At 42.3% G+C, this 14,882-nt stretch carries 19 protein-coding genes; 1 reads left to right on the plus strand and 18 read right to left on the minus strand.

Annotated elements, in window-relative coordinates:
* Positions 1-50: 50 nt before the first annotated feature.
* From panD to ASC42_RS03815, 10 genes are all read right to left on the minus strand, one after another.
* A complete protein-coding gene (gene panD / locus ASC42_RS03770; protein WP_003394601.1) occupies positions 51-434 on the minus strand; it encodes an aspartate 1-decarboxylase in 384 nt (127 codons plus the stop codon).
* 12 nt (positions 435-446) lie between these two features.
* Positions 447-1,295: a pantoate--beta-alanine ligase gene (panC, locus tag ASC42_RS03775; RefSeq protein WP_055440626.1), complete on the minus strand. Its 849-nt coding sequence runs from the start codon at positions 1,293-1,295 to the stop codon at positions 447-449.
* On the minus strand, positions 1,292-2,128 hold the full coding sequence (gene panB / locus ASC42_RS03780; protein WP_055440627.1) for a 3-methyl-2-oxobutanoate hydroxymethyltransferase: 837 nt from the start codon (positions 2,126-2,128) through the stop codon (positions 1,292-1,294). Before panB ends, panC begins: the two co-directional genes overlap by 4 nt.
* 224 nt (positions 2,129-2,352) lie before the next feature.
* Positions 2,353-3,333: a biotin--[acetyl-CoA-carboxylase] ligase gene (locus tag ASC42_RS03785; RefSeq protein ID WP_055440628.1), complete on the minus strand. Its 981-nt coding sequence runs from the start codon at positions 3,331-3,333 to the stop codon at positions 2,353-2,355.
* Positions 3,303-4,496, minus strand: a complete 1,194-nt coding sequence (locus tag ASC42_RS03790; protein WP_055440629.1) for a CCA tRNA nucleotidyltransferase — start codon at positions 4,494-4,496, stop codon at positions 3,303-3,305. Before ASC42_RS03790 ends, ASC42_RS03785 begins: the two co-directional genes overlap by 31 nt.
* Positions 4,496-5,626, minus strand: coding sequence for an N-acetyl-alpha-D-glucosaminyl L-malate synthase BshA (bshA, locus tag ASC42_RS03795; RefSeq protein ID WP_032099862.1), 1,131 nt, complete (start codon positions 5,624-5,626; stop codon positions 4,496-4,498). The genes ASC42_RS03790 and bshA overlap by 1 nt, the downstream gene beginning before the upstream one ends.
* On the minus strand, positions 5,623-6,357 hold the full coding sequence (gene bshB1 / locus ASC42_RS03800; protein ID WP_055440630.1) for a bacillithiol biosynthesis deacetylase BshB1: 735 nt from the start codon (positions 6,355-6,357) through the stop codon (positions 5,623-5,625). The genes bshA and bshB1 overlap by 4 nt, the downstream gene beginning before the upstream one ends.
* Positions 6,324-6,731 (minus strand): methylglyoxal synthase, encoded by a 408-nt coding sequence (gene mgsA / locus ASC42_RS03805; RefSeq protein ID WP_032099864.1) that lies wholly within the window; start codon positions 6,729-6,731, stop codon positions 6,324-6,326. The genes bshB1 and mgsA overlap by 34 nt, the downstream gene beginning before the upstream one ends.
* A 13-nt stretch (positions 6,732-6,744) precedes the next feature.
* Positions 6,745-7,539 (minus strand): 4-hydroxy-tetrahydrodipicolinate reductase, encoded by a 795-nt coding sequence (dapB, locus tag ASC42_RS03810; RefSeq protein WP_055440631.1) that lies wholly within the window; start codon positions 7,537-7,539, stop codon positions 6,745-6,747.
* Positions 7,536-7,868 (minus strand): nucleotide pyrophosphohydrolase, encoded by a 333-nt coding sequence (locus tag ASC42_RS03815; protein ID WP_032099866.1) that lies wholly within the window; start codon positions 7,866-7,868, stop codon positions 7,536-7,538. Before ASC42_RS03815 ends, dapB begins: the two co-directional genes overlap by 4 nt.
* Before the next feature lie 118 nt (positions 7,869-7,986).
* On the opposite strand from ASC42_RS03815, the gene ASC42_RS03820 reads away from it, so the two are divergent.
* Positions 7,987-8,847, plus strand: coding sequence for a YitT family protein (locus ASC42_RS03820; protein ID WP_342413229.1), 861 nt, complete (start codon positions 7,987-7,989; stop codon positions 8,845-8,847).
* Positions 8,848-8,869: 22 nt separating this feature from the next.
* Here the strand turns inward: ASC42_RS03820 and ypjB are convergent, their stop codons facing one another.
* From ypjB to ASC42_RS03860, 8 genes are all read right to left on the minus strand, one after another.
* Complete coding sequence (gene ypjB, locus ASC42_RS03825) at positions 8,870-9,643, minus strand: sporulation protein YpjB (protein ID WP_055440632.1); 774 nt, start codon at positions 9,641-9,643, stop codon at positions 8,870-8,872.
* 66 nt (positions 9,644-9,709) lie between these two features.
* Positions 9,710-10,279, minus strand: coding sequence for a lipoprotein heptaprenylglyceryl N-acetyltransferase LhaT (gene lhaT, locus ASC42_RS03830; RefSeq protein ID WP_055440633.1), 570 nt, complete (start codon positions 10,277-10,279; stop codon positions 9,710-9,712).
* A gap of 58 nt (positions 10,280-10,337) precedes the next feature.
* Entirely contained in the window at positions 10,338-11,105 is a 768-nt protein-coding gene (locus ASC42_RS03835; protein WP_055440634.1) for a menaquinol-cytochrome c reductase cytochrome b/c subunit, read from the minus strand.
* A gap of 25 nt (positions 11,106-11,130) precedes the next feature.
* Entirely contained in the window at positions 11,131-11,805 is a 675-nt protein-coding gene (gene qcrB, locus ASC42_RS03840) for a menaquinol-cytochrome c reductase cytochrome b subunit (protein ID WP_006319468.1), read from the minus strand.
* Between the two features lie 3 nt (positions 11,806-11,808).
* Complete coding sequence (locus ASC42_RS03845) at positions 11,809-12,318, minus strand: Rieske (2Fe-2S) protein (protein WP_003394568.1); 510 nt, start codon at positions 12,316-12,318, stop codon at positions 11,809-11,811.
* A gap of 129 nt (positions 12,319-12,447) precedes the next feature.
* Positions 12,448-12,882 (minus strand): YpiF family protein, encoded by a 435-nt coding sequence (locus tag ASC42_RS03850; protein ID WP_055440635.1) that lies wholly within the window; start codon positions 12,880-12,882, stop codon positions 12,448-12,450.
* A 105-nt stretch (positions 12,883-12,987) separates the two neighbouring features.
* Complete coding sequence (locus ASC42_RS03855) at positions 12,988-13,512, minus strand: ReoY family proteolytic degradation factor (protein ID WP_055440636.1); 525 nt, start codon at positions 13,510-13,512, stop codon at positions 12,988-12,990.
* A gap of 31 nt (positions 13,513-13,543) precedes the next feature.
* Positions 13,544-14,797, minus strand: a complete 1,254-nt coding sequence (locus ASC42_RS03860) for a tetratricopeptide repeat protein (protein ID WP_055440637.1) — start codon at positions 14,795-14,797, stop codon at positions 13,544-13,546.
* Between the last annotated feature and the right edge of the window lie 85 nt (positions 14,798-14,882).

Genomic DNA, 14,882 nt, shown 5'->3' on the forward strand with positions numbered 1-14,882 from the left:
TTTTCACCTCGCATCTGTGTAACAAACAAAAAGAGGCGGCATGGCCTCCGCTATAAAACGGTTGCCGCCGGCTCTTGTACGATGAGTTCTTTAATGCGGTTATGCTCGTCCATAATCGCAATTTTTGGGCGATGTGACGCCAATTTTTCTTCTGGTACGAGTACATATGAAATCACGATAATGATATCATCTTTTTGAACAAGGCGAGCTGCTGCTCCATTTAAACAAAACACACCGCTTCCTCTTTCACCAGGAATAATATATGTTTCAAATCGTGCTCCATTATTATTATTTACAATTTGTACTTTCTCATTTGGAACCATTCCAACTGCATCTAAAATATCTTCATCAATTGTAATGCTACCGACATAATTTAAATTCGCTTCCGTCACACGAGCACGATGAATTTTAGCGTTCATTAATGTGCGAAACATGGTGTTGCCTCCTTATTGTACGTTCATAACGATATTATCAATCAAACGAGCGTTTGTAAACCGTACAGCGAGCGCAAGGATAATCTTTCCTTGTAACGTCTCGAGTGGCTTTAGCTCTGGATAAGAGAAAATTTCAACATAATCAATGACGCCATTTGTATGTTGTTCAATATGATGCACAATCGCTTGTCGTACCTTCCCTACGTCGCGTTCTCCTGCTTCAATTAATGATTTACCTTTTTGTAAAGCGGCATATAACGCAGGGGCTTCTTTTCGTTCTTGCTCGCTTAAATACAAATTACGTGAACTTTTCGCCAGTCCATCGTCTTCACGCACTGTCGGAACAGCAACGAGTTCAATCGGAAAATGGAAATCGCGAATAAGCCCATCGATGACCGCCACTTGTTGCGCATCTTTCATTCCAAAATATGCGCGATGTGGCATGACAATATGAAACAGTTTCGTCACAACCGTTGCGACCCCGTCAAAGTGCCCTGGGCGAGATTTGCCACAAAGTACATCGACGCGCTCATGCACCTTCACTGTTACCGACGGCCTATGCGGATACATTTCACGAACGGACGGATAGAAGATGATATCAACACCCGCCCGTTTAGCTATTTCATGGTCGCGTTCAAAATCGCGTGGATAACGTTCAAAATCTTCATTCGGTCCAAATTGAAGCGGGTTGACGAAAATGCTTAAAACAACAAAATCATTTTCCTCCCGCGCTCGCTTTAATAACGTAACGTGTCCTTCGTGCAAGTAGCCCATCGTTGGCACGAAACCAATCGTTTTTCCTTTTTGCCGTTCGGCTAACATACGGGCTTGCATCTGTTCGATTTTTTCGATTGTAATCACGATTGTTTCCCTCCGTATAACGCTAGCCATTGTTGTTCGTTCATCGTAAACGATTGCTCATCGCTTGGAAATTGGCGCATTTTTACGTCAGCTACATACTCCGCTAGCGCTTGTTGCATCGTTTGTTGTACGTTCACATATTGTTTAACAAATTTTGGTACACGTTCTACCCCATATCCGAGCACATCATGATAGACGAGCACTTGTCCATCCGTACCGACTCCCGCCCCGATACCGATCGTTGGAATTGTCAATTGCTTTGTTATCGCTTCACCAAGTTGCTTCGGTACACATTCTAAAACGAGGGCGATCGCTCCGGCTTGTTCACACGCTTTTGCTTCTTGTATGAGACGTCGAGCACTTTCGGCATCTTTTCCTTGTACTTTATATCCACCTAACACACCGACCGATTGTGGCGTTAAACCGAGGTGAGCGACAACAGGCACGCCTGCTTCTGTTAAAGAAGAAATGACTTGTAATACAGAACCTGCCCCTTCGACTTTTACAGCATTTGCACCTGATTGTTGCATGATTGCTTTCGCATGTTGTAACGCATCAGAAAGCGTGCTATACGACATAAACGGCATATCTGTAACGATAAACGTATTTGGTGCGCCACGTCGAACAGCTTTCGTATGATGAATCATATCTTCCACTGTCACAGGGATCGTCGAGTCGTATCCTAATACGACCATTCCGAGGGAATCGCCAACTAAAATCATATCAACACCGGCTGCCTCAGCAAGCTTCGCTGATGGGTAATCGTAAGCCGTCAGCATGACAATTGGCTCGTGATTTTTTTTCATGTTTAAAAAATCTAATTTCGTTTTCATATACATCCTCCTCTCAATATGCAGAGGAAATGGATAAAAAAAGCCTTCTTTCTGCCAAAATAGAGAAAGAAGGACTTTTTGTTTTGCTCCATCCCTCTGTCCCCGTCCGGTTGATCGGATCAAGGCAGAAATGATCGTCAATATGTCGTATGCGTGGTGCAGTTCTTATGAAGATACTGCCCAATTTCAACCGCTTTCATTTTAACAAATATTTCGAAATTTTCCTACTGTTTTTTTATTTCAATATCTGCTGAGTAAATGTAATGAATGGCTCCATCTTCGGTTTGCACTTTTAATGTACCTGAATCTGTAATTCCAAGCGCTACACCGCGAATTGCCCCATTTAGCGTACGCGCTACAATTTGCTGACCAATCGTGACTGCATAGCCTTCCCACAACAGTTTAATCGGTAGAAAGCCGTGTTGTAAATATTGTCCGTATAGCTGTTCTAATTTTTGTAACAATGTTTGAACGATTTTCGGACGGTGAAACGTTCGTCCCGTTTCAAGCGCCAGAGACGTCGCAATCGGGGCAATATCATTTGGAAACTGTTTTTGATTGACGTTCATGCCAATGCCGACGATGACTGCCCGTACTTGATCGGGATCGGCTTGCAATTCTGTTAAAATGCCAGCGACTTTTTTGCCATTGACTAATATATCGTTCGGCCATTTAATATCCGGTATGATGTTTGTTTCTTCTTGAATTGCCTCGGCAACCGCAACAGCAACTAAAAGCGTCAGCTGAGGCGCTTGTTGCGGTGGAATAGACGGGCGCAAAATTAAACTCATCCAAATCCCTGTTCCTTTCGGCGAATGCCATGACCGGTTTAAACGTCCTCTTCCTGCCGTCTGCTCCTCGGCAATGACAATCGTTCCTTCTTCGGCGCCTTCGTGGGCAAGTTGATGAGCTAATTGTTGCGTTGAGGGCACGCTTTCTTGATCATATACGTTCCAACCAAAACGTTTCGTTTTTAATCCGAGTTGGATCTCATTTGCGTTCAGTTTATCAGGCATTTGTTTTAAACGATAGCCAAGCCTGCGAACGGCTTCAACTTCAAATCCTTCTTTTCTTAAGTCTTCGATATGCTTCCAAACCGCTGTTCGAGAACAACCGAGCTGCTCACTAATTTTTTGCCCGGACAAAAATGTTCCATCTGCTTCTGTAAATAGTTTCAACAGTTGTTTTCTCGTCTCTGATTGCACACCGCCCACTCCTTTAGCTTCTCTTTCTCATTTTCCACTTTCCGATGCAGTACGGCACGCTCGATATTTTCAATCATTGTGGCTAACCATGGACCAGCTTTTCGTTCAAATAGAGTAAGTAAATCGTTTCCATTAATCGCAAGCTCTTTGCGATTGCGAATGGGTAACGCCTCCCACCGTTTTAATAACAGATGTACATGCGGCTCATCATGTTTACATGCTGCGCGTATGCGCTCGATATGTGGAATATATGGTCCATACTCATACAATGTATCAACTGTCCAATCCGACAGCGAACGAATATGTTCGAGCGCCTTTAAACAAATCAAAACGTCACGAATGAAGTGGTTTGGTAATTTCCATTTTTTCAGTTCTTTTTGATGAAAATGGACGACAAATGCAAATCGGGCCCATGCTTCCGTGCGATGAGTTGGCACAATGGAATAAGTAGCTAGTTGAGCAAGTTCCCTTTTTTTTGTGGCAAGCTCTGGCAAGTAACAAAATAAATTCGTTTCAATTAAAAGGTCAATTGCTTTTGACATAAACGGACCGAGCAACAATTTTTCAAATTCAACAGCGATGCGCTCAACAGCAATATGTTGCAATAAATGTCCGTATTGTATAATGGCTTGTTTCGTCTTTGTAGATAAAGAAAAGCCGAGTTGGCTGACAAACCGAAGCGCTCGCATCATCCGCAACGCATCTTCATTAAAGCGCTCCGCAGCATCACCAACTGTTTCGATCATGCGCTGCTTTAACGCTTCCGTTCCCCCAAACGGATCGATGATGTCACCGTGCTCATTCATCGCGATGGCGTTCATCGTAAAATCGCGTCGCTGCAAATCTTCATAAAGGGAGCTGACAAACGTGACCTCTTTTGGCCTTCGATAATCTTCGTAACGTCCTTCTTTTCGAAATGTTGTCACTTCATATGAAACGCCACGCTCAATAACCATCACCGTTCCGTGCGCAATACCGACAGGAACGGTTTTCGGAAAGATGGACATTACTTCTTGTGGATGGGCAGATGTCGCAATATCAATGTCACCGAGCGGTCTTTGTAGTAAATAGTCCCGAACCGCCCCGCCGACAAAATACGCTTCATGCCCGTGACGTTTCAATGTTTCAATGATAGAAAGCGCCTGTTGAAATTGTTCGTTCATCATTCATCCCCTTTAAGTTGAAAATAAATATGTTCATATTGTGCCACAATTTTCTCAGAATAAAATTTTTCATACACGGTTTCACACGCCCTCTGTCCCATCGTTTGACGAAGGACTTCATCCGTTAATAAACGGAGCGTTTGACGTGCCGCATCGTTGATATCACCGAGCGCACATAAGAAGCCGTTTTTTCCATCTTCAATGACTTCTGGAATGCCACCAATCGCCGTGCCAACGCAGGGCACATGACATGCCATCGCCTCAAGTAAGACAAGACCGAAGCTTTCTTTTTCTGACAATAATAATTTCACATCGCTAATCGAGTACAAGTCTGCTAAATTTTCTTGTTTTCCTAAAAAGCGAACATGGTCGCATAGTTTCAATTCTTTCACGAGACGACAAACAACCGTCATTTCTGGCCCGTCACCGACAAGGAGCAATTTAGCAGGGACTTGTTTCACAACAAGCGCAAATGTACGGACGACATCGCATACCCGCTTCACTTTACGAAAGTTAGACACATGAATAACTACTTTTTCATGCGGGGCGATGCCGTATTGCCGACGAAGTTCATCATTTCGCCGTTTGCTGTATACACGTTCGTCAACAAAGTTATATACCGTTTGAATCGGCTTTTGCACGTCAAGTAGTTCATACGTTTGAATAGCTAACGCATTCGATACAGCTGTAACGACATCGGATTGCTCGATGCCGAATTTAATTAAGTCACTTAATGACGGATCGTACCCAAGCACAGTAATATCTGTACCATGTAGCGTCGTCACAATTTTTAAATGATCACCGACCATTTGTTTTGCTAAAAAGGCGCAAAGGGCGTGCGGAACAGCATAGTGGGCATGAATGATGTCAAGTTGTTCCCGCTTCGCCACTTCTGCAATTTTACTCGCCAACGCCAAATCGTATGGCGGATATTGAAATACGGAATACGGATTAACTGTCACTTCATGATAGTAAATATTAGGATATACTTTATTTAGTCGAAACGGAATGCTTGATGAAATAAAGTGAATATCGTGACCGCGTTCAGCAAGCATTTTTCCTAATTCCGTCGCAACGACCCCAGAGCCGCCGACTGACGGATAGCAAACGATTCCTATTTTCAGTTTCATTTTTCTTCCCCTAACAAATCATGTGCAAGTATAATTGGTTTTTTTGATACAAACCCTTCCGCAAACGAAACACCGACTTCTTTTCCGAACAATCGCTCACGGCTTTCAACGGTTTCAATATAGCCGTTCGTTAACGGCGTGTCAACTGAACCGCTCATTCGCTCAAATTGGCTTTCGTATGCCTGTAAACTCGCTAACTTTTTATCGATCGTATGACTAATATCAACAACAAAATGAGGGCGATGAAATCCGTTAATCATATAAAAATAAACGGCTTGCACGCGATGAGGAGGGAGCTGTTGTCCATCTTCATAGCGGCGAATGGCAGCTGAAAACACCGCTTCTTCCACTAATCTCGCGCATTGTCCATGATCCGGGTGGCGATCTTCCCAATATGGTGCAAATACAATATGCGGTCGATATGTACGAATAACTGTCACGATCGGGTCAATGTGCTCTTTTTGCATAGTTAGTCCACGATCTGGAAGATTGAGCTGTATACGTGTATGAACGCCGAGAATGTCAGCTGCCCGCTTTGCTTCTTGCTGGCGAATATGTACCGTTCCGTTCGATGATAGCTCTGCTAGCGTTAAATCACATATGCCGATATCGTATCCTTGTTGAGCGTATTTCGCAATCGTTCCGCCCATACCGATTTCAACATCATCGGGATGGGCACCAAATGCTAACATATGCATTACTTCTTCCCTCGCTTCACAATATTCCGCCATGCAAAATCGCCACGCTCTAAACCGTGTATCAGTACTTCAGCTGTTCCCATGTTCGTCGCCAATGGAATAGCATACACGTCACAAAGACGAATAAGGGCGCTAACATCCGGTTCATGCGGTTGAGCTGTCAATGGATCGCGGAAGAAAATAACCATATCCATATCGTTATTTGCAATCATCGCACCGATTTGCTGATCGCCTCCAAGTGGACCAGATTGAAAGCGATGAACAGAAAGACCTGTCGCTTCTTGAATGCGCAATCCCGTCGTACCTGTTGCATATAGCTCATGTTCAGCTAAAATATGTTGATAAGCTGTCACAAACTGAACCATATCTTCCTTCTTTTTATCGTGCGCAATTAAAGCAATTTTCAATGCCCTCTCCTCCTTATTCAATTAAATGTTCTAATCCATATACGAGCGTTTCTAGCTTCATCACCGTTTCAACAGAAAAGCGAACACCCGACATAAATGATGAACGATGAAACGAATCGTGACGAATCATCAATGTTTGTCCATCGCCACCAAAAATGACTTCTTGATGGGCTACAAGCCCTGGCAAGCGAACGCTATGAATGCGCATGCCATCATATAAGGCTCCGCGCGCTCCTTCCATCGTCTCTTTTTCAGCTTCATGCCCTTGCATAAATGAAGGACGCACTTGTTGAATGAGTTGCGCTGTTTTCAACGCTGTGCCAGACGGAGCATCGAGCTTTTGATCATGATGCAGTTCAATAATTTCTACATGTGGAAAATATTTAGCCGCCATTTGCGCAAATTTCATCATTAAAATCGCCCCAATGGCAAAGTTTGGTGCAATAATCGCCCCGATTTTTTTCTCTTCAGCTACTTGTGTTAAACGTGTTAAATCATCTTCTGTAAATCCTGTCGTACCAACGACTGGTCGAACACCGTAATGCAATGCAATTTCCGCATGACGTTTTCCGACTTCTGGCGTCGTTAAATCGATGAATACGTCTGCTTGCACTGTTTGTAAGCATCGCTCTAAATCTGTAAAAATCGGGACTTCAATTGCTGGAAAACCGTCAAGTTGTGCTAACGTTTTTCCTTCGTTTATTCGGTCTACAACAGCGACAAGCTCAAAATGTTTTGTTCCATGAACGAGAGAAACAGCTTCTCGACCCATTCGTCCACGTGGTCCGGCAATAACAATTCGAATCATCTTCCCTCTTCCTTTCTTGTCCAACGATCACGATCTCGCGTTTGAAATTTATGCATGACCGTATCATGCGCTTCTTGTAAATCGATATGTAACGAATTGGCCATACATATAAGTACAAACAATACATCCCCTAGTTCTTCTTGAATCGTTTTTTCTCGTTCCGTTTTCTTTTTTGGTTTTTCACCGTAGTGATGGTTCACTTCGCGAGCCAGCTCACCTAATTCTTCTGTTAAACGAGCCAGCATGGCGAGCGGACTAAAATACCCTTCTTTAAACTGTCCGATGTATTCGTCAACTTCATGTTGCATTTGCCGCATCGTTTTTTCCATTGTCTTCACCTCTTACATTCATGTTAGCTAAAAGTGGGGCATTTGACAAATGTTTTTGACGGGTGCGATGACATTCCTCTATAATAAAAAACGCAGTCATATTCGAGAGGTGAAGACGATGAAACTAAAGAATGTCGCGTTTATTTTACTAGGATCTGCTATTTTTGCGTTTGGACTTGTCCACTTTAATATGGAAAATAAATTGGCGGAAGGCGGATTTACAGGGATTACGCTTCTTTTATACTTTTTGTTTGGCATTGATCCTTCTATTTCAAACTTAGTGCTGAACATCCCACTCTTTTTTATCGGATGGAAATTGCTTGGACGGACGACGTTTTTTTATACGATTCTCGGAACAGTTAGTTTATCTGTATTTCTTTGGGTTTTCCAACGGTACGGATTTCACATTCCACTCAATAACGACCTTACGTTAGCGGCATTGTTTGCTGGTGTGTTTATCGGGGTCGGTCTCGGTATTATTTTCCGCTACGGCGGAACAACAGGCGGTGTCGATATTATTGCGCGGCTCGTATATAAATATAAAGGCATTAGTATGGGAAAAACGATGTTTTTGTTTGACTCATGTGTCATTTTTCTCTCGTTGCTGACGTATTTACCGTACCGTGAAGGCATGTATACGCTCGTTGCGGTGTTTGTCGGGGCGCGCGTGATTGACTTTTTACAGGAAGGAGCATACGCGGCAAAAGGCGCAACCATTATTTCTGAAAAAAGCGATTTAATTTCTGAAAAAATTATGACGGAAATGGAACGAGGGGTTACAATTTTAAAAGGAATCGGCTCTTATACAAAACGCGAACGAGATGTTTTATATTGCGTTGTAGCTAAAAACGAATTATCGCGTTTAAAATCCATTATCACGTCCGTTGACCCATATGCTTTTGTCGCCATTAGCGATGTACACGATGTACATGGTGAAGGATTTACACTAGATGAAAATAAACAACCGCTACATGAATAAAAGCGTCCATCGACGGACGCTTTTATTGTTTATCCTTTACCACTTTTCGTTCTTTTTCCCCACGATATTTTCGCCATCCTACATACGTTAACGTCATAATAATCATGCCACCGATAGACGTCATAACCCACCAAAGTGACGGAAGTGTCGTTTCTTTTTTTCCATCAGCAAACAAAGCGTACAAATCTTCTTCCATTTGTCGCAACTCTTTCATTCGCTCTGTTGCATGCAACTGACGAAAAGCAGGAGCTTCTAAAAGAGAAATATGAGCAGATACACGTTGCACTTGTTCACGATCGGCGTTAATTTTTACGCTCGGTTCAATGAGTTGATACCGTTGTAAAAATTGATGAAACGCTTGTTGAAATAGTTGTTCGTCCTCACGTTCCATCGCTTGCTTCATCTTTTCAAATGCTGACATGACAGCGTATTTCATTTCTTTCCAAAGCGGTTGATGTTTCGTGTGAACAGCATCAACAGCAAGCCGAAATTGCGTTAATTGATTGATTCGTTGTTCCATCGGTACACTCGATGCCGTAACCGCTTTTAATGCTTCTTCGTGCGTAGCCGTTAACACATATATGACATCCATGGAATGAATGTCTTCACGAAATAATGCGAATTGTTTTTCGAAATATTCTAATAACTGCTTCGCTTCTTGCAGGCGATCATTTTTTGTTAGCTGAAGCGCTTCGTCAGAAATTTGATCGAGTTTGTCCCACTCATGTCCGTTTGCATATACGGTATACGGAAATAAAGAAATGATGATAAACATCACGACGAATCGAATGCGCATCTCCTTGTCCCTCCTTACGATCTTACTATTGAATATATGATCGCAAAAAGAGACATAGACCTCGATTTATCGCCGACGCGAAAAAATGTACGCCACCGCAATCGAAACGATGCTTAGCCAAAATGTAAAATAGCCGATTTGTAGCGTATATTGCGCCAACATCCGATATTGTGGCATCATCCCAAATACGTAATCGATGACGTCGTTATGCAATGTCCAAATGGCAGCGATGACAACATGACCAAATGACATGCGATACTGTGGGGCATATAGCACTGCTTGCATCGCCATCGCTCCGTGCGATACAACGAGCATCCATCCCGCCCAACCGAGTTCTCCTGTCACAATAAATACAAGCATATTCATGACAACAGCCCAAATGCCGTATTTTACGAGCGTAACAACCGCCAACGCTTCCATGAGTGGCCAATGCGTATGACGAAGCCAAGCGATTACAACAAAAACAAAAAACAAACTCGCTGTTGGACTATCCGGGACAAACGGAAGAAAGATCGTTGGCGTTTCGGACAATTGCGGCCCATACCATATGTAACCATAAATTGTCCCAATGACATTGACGACCAATAATAGCATTAAAAACGAGCGATGCATCAGCCAATCACGTATGTATAACATATACTAAACCTCCCATATGTACAAAAAAGCTGACTGATGTTCAGTCAGCTTTCATCAATTATTCTGCTTTTAAACCTGCAACGAACTCTGCAAGCTTTTGCAATTCTTCATCCGTACCTTTGAACAATCCAGCAGGCATGCCACCTTGACCGTTTTTCGCAATATTAGCGATTTCTTCAGGAGATAATCCTGTGCCGACAAGAGATGGAGCAGCTGGACCACCTTGTAAGTTTTCGCCGTGACATGTTAAGCATGTGTTTGCTTCTAAAATTTTATATCCTTCTGCATTTTTGTCAATTTCTACTTCTGCACGAATTTTTCCTTGCTCAGCAGCCGCTTCCCAGTCGTGCGTGACGACAGATTCCCATGTTAAGAAAATGATTGCAGCGAGCGTAAGCAACATCATACCAACGGCAACTGGACGCTTCGATGGACGACGCTCCGGACCGCGATCTAAAAACGGCGCAAGCAATAGTGCTCCAAATGCGAGACCAGGAATAATAATTGCTCCGACAACGGTATATGGACCAGATGCAAACGAGTATTTCAATAGCTGGTACAAGAATAAGAAATACCAGTCTGGAAGCGGAATATAACTTGTATCTGTCGGATCCGCAATTCGCTCAAGTGGCGACGGATGTGCGACGGTTAAACATAAAAAGCCGATTAAAAAGACGGAGCCGACCATCCATTCTTTTAATAAAAAGTTCGGCCAGAACGCCTCGGTTTTCCCCGGATATTCGGAATAGTCTTTCGGAATGTTCGGCTTGCGCATGGCAGGCACGCGTGAATCGCCGACAAATTTCATCCCTTTTCCGCGATGCATATCGTTCCCTCCCTTATGCTAAATTTTACAGTGGACCAGAGATACCTTGTTTTCGAATCATTAAGAAGTGTGCAGCCATTAAACCTAATAACGCCCCTGGCAAGAAGAATACGTGAATCGCAAAGAAGCGCGTTAACGTTTGAGCTCCAACGATTTCATGATGACCTGCCAATAACGTTTTAATCGCTGGGCCGATAACTGGTGTCGCTTCAGCAATTTGCAATCCTACTTTTGTCGCAAAGAGCGCTTTCATGTCCCAAGGTAATAAGTAACCTGTGAAGCCAAGACCCATCATAACCATAAAAATAAGTACACCAACGATCCAGTTCAACTCACGTGGCTTTTTGTAAGCACCTTGGAAAAATACGCGCAACGTATGTAAAAACATCATCACAATAACAAGGCTTGCCCCCCAGTGATGCATGCCGCGCACAATTTGCCCAAACGCCACTTCGTTTTGTAAGTAATAAACAGATTCCCAAGCGTTTTTAATATCTGGTACGTAATACATCGTTAAAAACATACCAGATAAAATTTGGATAACTGTAACGAAAAACGTTAATCCACCAAAGCAGTAAACAAACGCTGAAAAATGATGCGCAGGGTTTACGTGCTCTGGCACTTCATGATCTGCGATATCGCGCCACAAAGGCGTAATATCTAGCCGTTCATCAACCCAATCGTAAATCTTATTAAGCATATATTACGCCTCCCCTCGTGGTTTCGCTTTTCCTAAATACAACGTGCCGTCTTTCACTTCATATTCATAACGGTCTAGTGGAGCCGGTGGTGGCGTGTTTGGCACGTTCGTTCCGTCCTTTTCGTATAATCCATAGTGACAAGGACAGAAGAAACGGTTTGGATTGCTTTTTTCACCGTTCCAGTTCACCGTACAGCCAAGATGTTTACAGATTGGTGATAGCGCAACGATATCCCCGTTTTCATCTTTAAATACCCAAGCCGATCTTGGCTCTTCTGACTCATACCACGCGTCTTTTACTTTTACTTTGAAGTCGAAGCGCTGTGGTTCTGTCGTAATGTCTTTTACTTGGGCAACCGCAACCATATCTTGCCCAGCTTCTTCTTTTAAGATCGGATCTAAGGCAAAGCGCACCATTGGTGATAAAATACCAGCTGCCATAAATCCGCCTACACCTGTTAACGTGTAGTTTAAAAATTGCCGTCTTGACACGCGATGCTTTTTCTCGCTCATCGTTTTCCCCCCTCTATGCAAAGTTAAGTCCATCCGGACGAATTGTTATAACACATATATAAAACTAGGACAACCTAATGATATATCATGTTTCCATCAAGGTCAATATAATGATAGTGTAAACGCTATCTAATTTTTTAACGTCCATTTTGCAACTAATGCATCCATTACTTGTTCGACTTGTTGGCGCATCACTTTTTGCTTATATGCTCCATCAGCATGTTCAAGCGGTAGCGCTGGTACATACACAAACGATTCATCCGCAATATCCGCATGCGAAGTAAGAAAACATATGTGTTGAAATCCCGCTTGTTTCAACATGTTTATCCACTCATACACCCGCGCTTGTATTTGTTCTTGCACGAAATATGTGAGTGGCGGAAATAACATCACCCTCCCTTTAAACTGTCGCTCCACTTCATTTGCAATAAACAACGTATGCTCGCTCATTTCAGCAAACGCTTTCATATTTGTGATTCCTATCGGTACACACGGAACGAGCGCGGTATCCACATACTCCTTCGCTTGTTGATACATGTCTACATCTTTTGCTGTCCATTTCATTCAAATCACTCCTTATGTTTCCATCTTACACGAAATATATATGTATTTTTTTGAACATTTTGTGACAAATATATACATAGCAAAAAGCGTTGCGAAACCACGAGGTTAGCGCAACGCTTTTAATTGTTCAGTCAGCTCACGAAACTTTTGTTCATCTTGCTGATCAAGCGCCTCGTCAATTAATCGCATAATTTTTTGTCGTTGAAAATGTTGAATCGATTGGTGCACAATTGTTTCAACGAGTTGTTCATCTTGTTTGTTCGCTTTTTTTGGCATATACGGATTTTCTTCAAGCACTGCCACGTATTGCGGCGAATGAAATGCACCGCGAAAATTAAGTTGAATGTAAATATCCTCATCACGATTTAAGCGAATATCGTGAAACGATTTTTCCGCATCTGTCGTGATGACGTTTTGCTTATAAAATCGAAACGGCACATCGTCAACACAATGCGTCGACATCATCATGCCACGCGGACAATATTCCGCATGTTCCACAAAATGCACGTTTTCCATGAGTGCATCATGACTAAGTAAATAGTTTAAAATCCATACACATTCACGCCGTTTTAATTGATAATTGTTTAAAAACCAGCGAACAAACTCTTTCTTCTCCCGAACAGAAACCATTCCCTTCCCCCCTTGCATCCGAATGACAACTTCATTCAAACTGCAACATCATATGGGCAATCTCTTCGTTTGTCGAATCGATACGTAATAGTTGTTCAAATATATCTTTTGCTCTTTCTCTTCTTCCCTCCTCAAATAAAAAGTAGCCAAAATCATATAAAAAGTTTGGATCATCTTTAAAAAAAGTATATGCTTCTTCATAATGATTTAATGCCTGATCATACATTTCAAGCTTTTGCTTCGCCTTCGCAAGTTCCCATTCAAATTGTGGATCATACTCACCTTGATCGATCGCTTGTTGAATGACATGTACAACGTCTTCATACCGTTCCTCATGGAAAAGCAAACTCGTCTGTATAAACAATGCTTCTAAATAACCCGGATCAATATCGAGCGCTTTTTCAATGTACATCAACGCTTCCTCTCGCTTGCCGAGTTTTAATGCGATTTTCCCAACATATACGAGTAATTCTTTATTCCATTCATCTATTGTTAATCCTTCTTTTGCTATTTCGTAACTTTGTTGTATATCTCCTTCTTGTTCATACGATTTTGCTAAAAATAAATAAAGAGGCACATACTCGCGATCAAGCACTTTTAGCTCACTAAATTTCGTAATAGCTGTTTTATATGCTTCCGCTTGATATGCTGTAAATCCGTATTGAAATAACGTATGCACATCGAAACGTTCGTTTAATGCTTCTTCATAATAAGATAATGATCGTTCAAATTCACCAAGTAAGCTATATGCTTCCGCTATGCGCTGGGCAATGACAGTACCTGCGAGCATTTTTGTTTTGTTTATGACTTGTTCATAATATAGCAAACTTTTTTGATATTGACCGGTCGTAAAGTATAACTCTGCTAATGCAAACTGAACGAGTGGTTCGTCTGGCATGTTTTCATATGCTTTTAATAGTTTTTGTTCACTTACTTCATCTAATCCTTGCATTTGATAAAGGTCTGCCATTAACAAGCATGCGCGCACATAATATGGGTCATCTTCTTCTATGTCCATCAACAATTCGAGCGCTTCTTCTTCTTTATCCATCTCTGTATATATTTCTGCTAAAAAAAGTTGTAGTTCGCGTTCGTCTGGATAACGTGTAAGCAACATACGAACGAGCGATTCCGCCTCTTCTAACAATCCCCACGAAAATAGTTGGTCTGCTAACATATATCGCTCTTCATCGTTTCCGTTTTGTTTCACTTGTTCGGCAAGTGCTAATGCGCGTTCAACATCACCTTGTTCAACGAGTTGAACGATTTGATCTACTGTCTTCATCAATCTCACCCTCATCATTCATATCATCACGCTTTATCATACCACCGAACAAATAAGCATGCAAAAAAAGAAGCTGATCCATCAT

Source organism: Anoxybacillus suryakundensis (assembly GCF_001418025.1).
In the GTDB taxonomy this organism is placed as follows: Bacteria; Bacillota; Bacilli; order Bacillales; family Anoxybacillaceae; genus Anoxybacillus; species Anoxybacillus tengchongensis.

Coding starts and splice junctions, on each gene's coding strand:
- panD (WP_003394601.1), bottom strand. CDS start 434: ATGTTTCGCACATTAATGAACGCTAAAATTCATCGTGCTCGTGTGACG.
- panB (WP_055440627.1), bottom strand. CDS start 2,128: ATGAAAACGAAATTAGATTTTTTAAACATGAAAAAAAATCACGAGCCA.
- ASC42_RS03790 (WP_055440629.1), bottom strand. CDS start 4,496: ATGAACGAACAATTTCAACAGGCGCTTTCTATCATTGAAACATTGAAA.
- bshA (WP_032099862.1), bottom strand. CDS start 5,626: ATGAAACTGAAAATAGGAATCGTTTGCTATCCGTCAGTCGGCGGCTCT.
- bshB1 (WP_055440630.1), bottom strand. CDS start 6,357: ATGGCGGAATATTGTGAAGCGAGGGAAGAAGTAATGCATATGTTAGCA.
- dapB (WP_055440631.1), bottom strand. CDS start 7,539: ATGATTCGAATTGTTATTGCCGGACCACGTGGACGAATGGGTCGAGAA.
- ASC42_RS03815 (WP_032099866.1), bottom strand. CDS start 7,868: ATGGAAAAAACGATGCGGCAAATGCAACATGAAGTTGACGAATACATC.
- ASC42_RS03820 (WP_342413229.1), top strand. CDS start 7,987: ATGAAACTAAAGAATGTCGCGTTTATTTTACTAGGATCTGCTATTTTT.
- ypjB (WP_055440632.1), bottom strand. CDS start 9,643: ATGCGCATTCGATTCGTCGTGATGTTTATCATCATTTCTTTATTTCCG.
- lhaT (WP_055440633.1), bottom strand. CDS start 10,279: ATGTTATACATACGTGATTGGCTGATGCATCGCTCGTTTTTAATGCTA.
- ASC42_RS03835 (WP_055440634.1), bottom strand. CDS start 11,105: ATGCATCGCGGAAAAGGGATGAAATTTGTCGGCGATTCACGCGTGCCT.
- qcrB (WP_006319468.1), bottom strand. CDS start 11,805: ATGCTTAATAAGATTTACGATTGGGTTGATGAACGGCTAGATATTACG.
- ASC42_RS03845 (WP_003394568.1), bottom strand. CDS start 12,318: ATGAGCGAGAAAAAGCATCGCGTGTCAAGACGGCAATTTTTAAACTAC.
- ASC42_RS03850 (WP_055440635.1), bottom strand. CDS start 12,882: ATGAAATGGACAGCAAAAGATGTAGACATGTATCAACAAGCGAAGGAG.
- ASC42_RS03855 (WP_055440636.1), bottom strand. CDS start 13,512: ATGGTTTCTGTTCGGGAGAAGAAAGAGTTTGTTCGCTGGTTTTTAAAC.
- ASC42_RS03860 (WP_055440637.1), bottom strand. CDS start 14,797: ATGAAGACAGTAGATCAAATCGTTCAACTCGTTGAACAAGGTGATGTT.